The organism is Anaerobiospirillum sp. NML120448 (assembly GCF_023050945.1).
GTDB lineage: Bacteria > Pseudomonadota > Gammaproteobacteria > Enterobacterales > Succinivibrionaceae > Anaerobiospirillum.
In genome coordinates this window covers 1-1827 of record NZ_JALKIM010000157.1, presented here as the reverse complement: position 1 = coordinate 1827, position 1827 = coordinate 1, and the positions used below count along the sequence as shown (strand labels likewise).

The following is a 1827-nucleotide window of genomic DNA, read 5'->3' as shown; positions in this document are numbered from 1 at the left end:
CCAAATCTGTCTCCCCTAAAAAACTTAAGCTTATTCAAAAGCGAAAGACATTTTTAACTGCAATCAAAAAGGAGGGCGCTTCCTCCCCTGTCTAAAGACAGGGGTTTCCGCGCTACTAATATTATGACTTTTGTGGTGTAGACGACACCTTTATCACCATTGGTGATTACTCTATGATTGGCCCACGTGTCGTAATTGCCACTGCTTTACATCCAGAAAACCCAGAGCTGCGCAATAAGACTTATCAGTACAATAAGCCAGTTACTATCGGTAAGAGCGTTTGGATTGGTGCTAATGTTACTGTTTGCCCAGGCGTTACTATTGGTGATAACTCCATTATTGGTGCGGGCTCAGTAGTAACCAAGGATATTCCTGCTAACGTAGTAGCCTTTGGCTCTCCATGCAGAGTAATTCGTCCACTTAAGCCAGAGGATTTACAAAACCCACAAGCTGCTAACTAAGAGCTAGCTTTCAGGCCAACAAACGCCTATCTTATCAAGGGCCTAAGGACAAAAATTTCAATAATAAACACTAAGTTCCTATTATCTACCTCCTATAGGCCCTTCTTATTAAGACGCAAACCAAGGCTTATCTTTTGCTTTTGCCATGCCGACCCATGGCTTGAAGCCACCAAAGCAAGCTTATCAAGTTGCATCCTTTTCCTGTGTCATTGTAAAGACTATTACCATGACCTTATACAGAACCAAATCTATAGCTATAATTTGTGGCTTTCATCCACTGGGCAAGACCAGTGGTTTGTCGCCACTATCTTTACAACTATAGCCATAGCGCTTAAAGGCTAAATACTTTTGTTTTAGTATTTATAAGGCTATACCTTAGTTAGGAAGCAAGAGGCTTTCTGTACAGATCTTTTCCAGCTTTAGTAGCTTAGCTTTTCTATCAAGACCTCCTGCATACCCTGTTAAATTTCCCTTTGCACCCACAACTCTATGGCATGGAACCATAATCGAAATTTTATTGCGGCCCACTGCCCCTCCTACAGCTTGGGATGACATTCGCATAAGCCCCTGTTGCTTCGCAATTTCTTTTGCTATCTGCCCATATGTAATGGTTTTGCCATAAGGAATTTTACCAAGCATTTGCCACACACCAAGCTCAAAAGGCGTACCCACCATATGCAGTGGTGGCATAAAATCTGGCTCTTTACCTGAAAAATAAATATCAAGCCAACGTTTTGCCAAATGAAAAACTGCAATATACCTTTCTTTACAATCTGAGCTAAGCCCTTTGGCATAGTTCTTTTGCCCCTCAAACCATAAACCCGTCAATCCCACATCATCACCAGCTATGATCACTTGTCCCAAAGGAGAATGGTATGTTGTTGTATACTGCATTGTCTTACCCCTAACCAAGCCTCATTTGTTTCTTTGTATTCATGTTCCCTGTCCAAATCACACCATATGAAGCCTTATAGCCTACCCTCAATTAATATCAACCACCCTAACCACCAACAGCCCTGCCAGAAGCCATCCATGGCTCAATAGCCTTACCTCATGATCAAGACCAGTCCCTTGCCCAAGCTCAGACCTCAGCTAAGGCTCCAGCCCTTGACTAGGTTCAGGCCCATGCTTATGAGTAAGCACTGGCATTACACAACAGTCATTGATAATCCATTTTTGCACATTTTTTTTACAAATTAGATTAATATGAGCTTCTACAGTAATGTTGCATATGAGCCAGTTTAAAGTTTGATGCAACTCTTTCCCTAAAGAATTAACCTTAATATGAGCTTAAATTATATGACCCTTGCTAAAACTAATTCACATGAGCGAATCGAGTTGTCACAAGAGCTAGAAGCTATTATCA

Annotated in this window: 2 protein-coding genes; one reads left to right on the top strand and one right to left on the bottom strand. The window is 41.4% G+C overall.

Translation table 11 applies throughout. The annotated features are described in order from the left end of the window. The first annotated feature begins 173 nt into the window (after positions 1–173). Complete coding sequence (locus tag MXE38_RS12200) at positions 174–461, top strand: DapH/DapD/GlmU-related protein (RefSeq protein WP_246915474.1); 288 nt, start codon at positions 174–176, stop codon at positions 459–461. A 375-nt stretch (positions 462–836) separates the two neighbouring features. Here MXE38_RS12200 and MXE38_RS12195 read toward each other — a convergent pair whose 3' ends face one another. Then, the gene (locus MXE38_RS12195) at positions 837–1355 is read right to left on the bottom strand and encodes a methylated-DNA--[protein]-cysteine S-methyltransferase (protein ID WP_246915472.1); all 519 of its coding nucleotides are present in this window, start codon (positions 1353–1355) and stop codon (positions 837–839) included. Positions 1356–1827 lie beyond the last annotated feature (472 nt).

What these genes read in the sequence shown, in the direction of transcription:
- MXE38_RS12200 (WP_246915474.1), top strand. Translation starts at nt 174, where the DNA reads ATGATTGGCCCACGTGTCGTAATTGCCACTGCTTTACATCCAGAAAAC.
- MXE38_RS12195 (WP_246915472.1), bottom strand. Translation starts at nt 1,355, where the DNA reads ATGCAGTATACAACAACATACCATTCTCCTTTGGGACAAGTGATCATA.